At 49.7% G+C, this 4,675-nt stretch carries 3 protein-coding genes; 1 reads left to right on the top strand and 2 read right to left on the bottom strand.

Annotated features, from left to right (window positions below; translation table 11 throughout):
* Positions 1-66 precede the first annotated feature (66 nt).
* Positions 67-1,698: a methyl-accepting chemotaxis protein gene (locus ACYQ2L_RS16940; RefSeq protein ID WP_460058268.1), complete on the bottom strand. Its 1,632-nt coding sequence runs from the start codon at positions 1,696-1,698 to the stop codon at positions 67-69.
* A 167-nt stretch (positions 1,699-1,865) separates the two neighbouring features.
* Between ACYQ2L_RS16940 and ilvD the strand changes: the two genes are divergently transcribed.
* A complete protein-coding gene (ilvD, locus tag ACYQ2L_RS16935) occupies positions 1,866-3,569 on the top strand; it encodes a dihydroxy-acid dehydratase (protein WP_460058266.1) in 1,704 nt (567 codons plus the stop codon).
* Between the two features lie 137 nt (positions 3,570-3,706).
* Here the strand turns inward: ilvD and ACYQ2L_RS16930 are convergent, their stop codons facing one another.
* The gene (locus tag ACYQ2L_RS16930) at positions 3,707-4,480 is read right to left on the bottom strand and encodes a hypothetical protein (RefSeq protein WP_460058264.1); all 774 of its coding nucleotides are present in this window, start codon (positions 4,478-4,480) and stop codon (positions 3,707-3,709) included.
* Positions 4,481-4,675 lie beyond the last annotated feature (195 nt).

The following is a 4,675-nucleotide window of genomic DNA, read 5'->3' as shown; positions in this document are numbered from 1 at the left end:
CGCCAGGCTTTTTTGTGCCCTCACACTACAAGCATCAATTAAATAACAGCATCCTGACTCCTTGATTTACGATAGCTTAACTGTATCAGAATCAAATTCATCCAGCATCTGCTGTATTTTTTCAATACTACTGTGGTTCTCATCTCCAATTGCTTGTAAGCGCTCTGCATCAGTACGCAGATCAGCGGTCTTGCCGGTAATGCCCTGTAAGGAGGTGCCGGCTTCCTGACTACGCTGGTTAATGTTCTGAAAAACCAGATGATTATTCCCGATAATGCCACTCATATCTTCAACAGCAGAAGAAACGGTTGTGTTTATTCGTGTGAGATCATGAATAACAGCCGTCAGATCATCGGTTCCACTGCTCATTTCGCTCATGCCGCCAATAATCTCATCCAGAGCCTGGCGTACTTCCTGTATGCGAATAAGCATCCGGGATAACATAGCGCCGTTTTCTTTGCTTGCAGACATGACAGCAGAAATATCATTTTGATTATTGCTGAGTAGATCCTTGCTGATTCGTGAGTTTTCGTTTGTTTCCTCTGCCAGTTTGCGGATTTCATCTGAAACGACTGCAAAACCCTTGCCCGCTTCTCCAGCATGTGCCGCCTCAATAGCCGCGTTCATGGCAAGGAGATTCGTCCGTGAGGCAATCTCCTCAATCACCTCAATAACTTCAACAACCTTGCTGGATGACACATCAAGCTTCTCGAGAGAACGAATCGTTTCATTGAAAGACTGCTCGGTTTGCCCGGCTTCACTATCGAGTTTCTGTACAACCAACGATTTATCCTTAGCTGATTTCGCGATATGTTGAATGCTTGCTGTGATTTCTTCAACTGCGGCTGATGAACGAGTGACTGCATCAGTCTGATCCTGCATCTCCTTCAAAACCCGTTTTCCACTGAGCTCGAGTTGTTTTTGTGAATCCTCACTATTTTGGACAGTACCTTCAAGCGCAGACAGGACAGCCTCTACGTCAGATCCTGCAGAATCAATATCCTGAGCGCTCAGTGCCAGGCGCTTGGCAAGTGAACTTAGCTCACTGCCGATTGCCATCGTCGTCTGGGCAGATGAAAAAAGTGAGGTAAATTGTTCTGATCTCTCACGAGATTCCCTCTCGTTTGCCAGTAAGCTATCCATAATGTTTGATTCAACACCGAAGATTATATGAAGGAGGGCAGCCCCCAGGCCGTAGAACGTAAGCGCAAACACAATTGAAGTCAAAGCTCGGGCAGATGTAATCTCAGCACCGGGAGCCTGCTGCAGCATCCAGACGATTCCCAGAATCACCTGGATTCCAATAACCAGTGAAAGTTGGAACCTTCTGCTTCCAATTACAAGCGCCATTATGACCACCGGTAAGGCAAAGCTGCTATACAGGTATATGTCGCGAACTCCCTGGAATTCCTGGACAAGCATAATCATAAAGGGAGAGCAGGCCAGCAATACAAGATACAGTGTACTGCTGGAAAGTAAATGCCCTCGTGCCAGGGCATAGGCCGCCAGAATCGAAGCAGCAAATACAGGAACAGAGCTGAAAAGATTAGCAAAGTTCCCCATTGCAAGATGCATCACAGTCATCAGGAAAGTAACGATTGCTACAATGATCAATGTCCTGGCGAAATTAGATGCCTTGTACCGGATGTTGACAGGGAAATCCGCATATGGCTCGGTTAGAATCTTCTGAATCTGCATAAACACCCCACTTCAATAAAAGATAATACATCCATAGCAGATTTCCAATTTAGTTCCATGCAGTCGAGCCTTTGTCTGGCACTTGCTTGCGGCAGACACTTTTTGTATTATTGACTAGTGAAATAATAATCTTCTCCAACAATATCATATACAAGGCGGTACAGATCATGGGCGAAACAAAAAAAGCCGGATCAGAACAGAAGAAACCTAATCAGTTCAGTGCAGATATGACCGAAGGCCTCGAGCGCATGCCTCACCGGGCCATGCTTCGGGCTATAGGCTTTCAGGATGAAGATTTTCAGAAGCCTCTCATTGGCCTGGCCTCTGCCGGTGCAGAAGTCAGTCCATGTAATATCCACCATGACGATCTGGCCGCAATCTGCAAGGAAGAAATGAACGTGATCGGTCTGAAACCCATGAAGTTCAATACCTTCGTCGTTACAGATGGCCAGGCAATGGGCCATGAAGGAATGAAGGCCAGCCTTATCAGTCGAGAGGTTATTGCAGACACCATCGAATTGGTAGTCCGCGGTCACTCCCTGGACGGCATTCTCGGAATCGGTGGCTGTGACAAGACAATACCGGGCACCGTCATGCCCATGGCGCGTCTGAACAGGCCCTCGATTTTCTGCTACGGCGGAACGATCAAGGCAGGGCACCATAAGGGCAAGGCTATCGACATCGTCAGCGCTTTTGAGGCAGTCGGGGCCTTCTCGAAGGGTACCATTAGCGAAGAGGATCGCTATGCAGTAGAATGCAGCGCCTGCCCCGGAGCTGGAGCCTGCGGAGGAATGTACACCGCAAATACCATGGCCAGTGCCATGGAAGCAATCGGCATGAGTCTGCCGGGATCTTCCAGTATTCCGGCTGTAGATGCCGATCAGCAGGAGCATATGCGAAGCGCTGTTCAAGCCCTGCAGCAGCTGGTGGAAAAGGATATCAAACCCCGGGATATCATGACAAAGAATGCCTTCGAGAACGCTATCAGAACAGTCATGGCCCTCGGCGGCAGCACCAACTCTGTGCTTCACTTTCTCGCCCTGGCCCGTGAAGCAGAGGTGCCCCTGACCATAGAGGAATTCAACTACTTTCATGATACAACACCCATGATCACCGACATGAAACCAGCGGGCAGATACGTCATGGAAGATCTGCATAAGGTCGGTGGAGTGCGCATGGTAATGAAAATGCTGCTGGATGCCGGTCTGCTTCATGGTGACTGCATCACGGTTACCGGAAAAACCGTGGCTGAGAACCTCGCCGATGTACAGGTGCATCTGGATGGTCAGGATGTAGTCAAACCCCTGTCTGCGCCTGAAAAACCAACCGGGCCAATTGCGGTTCTCTTCGGTTCCCTGTCACCCAGCGGTGCAGTGCTCAAAACCTGCGGTCTCAAGGTAACCGAGCATACCGGACCGGCCAAGGTGTACAATGCCGAAAAGCAGGCCTTTGACGCGATCATGGCCGGTGAAGTCATTGAAGGTGATGTCGTGGTAATACGCTACGAAGGACCAAAAGGCGGCCCCGGCATGCGCGAAATGCTGTCCCCCACAGCAGCGATCGCCGGCAGAGGGCTGGCTGGCAAGGTGGCTCTAATCACCGATGGCCGGTTTTCCGGCGGCAGTCACGGACTGATTGTCGGTCACGTGACCCCGGAAGCCCAGGAAGGCGGCCCCATCGCGGCGGTTCAGGACGGCGACAGAATCACCATAAGTCTCGCCGCAAAGGAAATGACACTACATGTGCCGGAGGATCAGGTCAAAGCACGGCTCGCAGACTGGAAACCCCGGGACACCGGTTATAAACGGGGCGCTATGGCCAAGTTTGCCGCCCTGTGCAGAAGCGCCAGTGAAGGCGCCGTCACTTCCTGAATCGATCCGGCATTCGGGCGTGCCCCGGCAGCGCTCAAGCGAGCACAGCCAGGTCGGGCTTTGCGCGGCTCCGCTTCCGCTCCGGCCCCCTCGGGCCTGGCGGCCCTACGGGGTCCGCTCCGCGCCGCTTCAATCCCTCACGCATCAGATTGGAACATGAAACTTTCGCGTTCATCCTTAACAGCATGTACCGTAAGGGCACAGCGTATGTAGACCGTCACCAGGCCGATTGCAATTGTAAACAGCTGTACATACCAGGGAATTGAAGGACTGTAAAAATGAACCGGGAAGTGAATCAACAGTGACCCTGAGCTGATCACGAGCAGAAGCACTATGCCAATGACAATAGGTAGTCGGCTCTTAATAAGGTACTTACTCTCCGATATCATCCATTTCATTTTATAGTCGGTTCTCTGGTACAGAAGAATATTACTCAGGAATAGCAGTCTGAGAAACCAGGTTATTGTTATCAGGGCAACCATGCTGGTCACAGCTATGATCCATGTACTATAGAATAATGTTCCTTCAGGCATTAGATATACTGGTAAGGTCAGAACTATGCTGAGGGCTACTACGATCGGAATAATAATAAGAGACTGCAGAACAAAAACCTTGATGTAGTTCCACAAAAGCTGGGAAAAGCTGTGGGTCAGGACTCTTATATCTGTTTTTTGAGAGTATTGGCGCTGGAAATAAAAGAGATTGAGCAAGTGCAGAATGCTTAATACAATTGTTCCCAGCAAACCGAAGCCGTCGGAAAGCTGCCACTGGGGCCCTGGGGTAAATAGGCCGTGGTTTCCTGTTCCTGCTATCTGAAGCAGGGTATAGATAGCTATAAAATACAGCGCATCCTTCCGTATTATAGTAAAATCGTCCTTCATTCTGGCAATCAGGACCTTCCATTGATTCATATCGTGCATCCTTTGCGTGTTTAATAAATCGAAGTATTGATCATGTATGAAGCTTTTGCAAATCCAGCATAAATAAGCAGAAATACTTTTCAGAATCCCTTGACCAAAACAACGCAGTCCGTTATATTCACCCTCACGCGCCGAGAGGCGCCACCCGCAATACAGCAAGGCCAACAGGCCATAAAAAGTTGCTGC

This window comes from Spirochaeta dissipatitropha (genome assembly GCF_054657935.1).
Note: the sequence above shows the minus strand (reverse complement) of the source record. Positions and strands in the feature narration are given on the sequence as shown.

Bases quoted from the DNA above. Each gene is read 5' to 3' on its own strand.
- ilvD (WP_460058266.1), top strand. From the start codon at position 1,866: ATGGGCGAAACAAAAAAAGCCGGATCAGAACAGAAGAAACCTAATCAG.
- ACYQ2L_RS16930 (WP_460058264.1), bottom strand. From the start codon at position 4,480: ATGAATCAATGGAAGGTCCTGATTGCCAGAATGAAGGACGATTTTACT.
- ACYQ2L_RS16940 (WP_460058268.1), bottom strand. From the start codon at position 1,698: ATGCAGATTCAGAAGATTCTAACCGAGCCATATGCGGATTTCCCTGTC.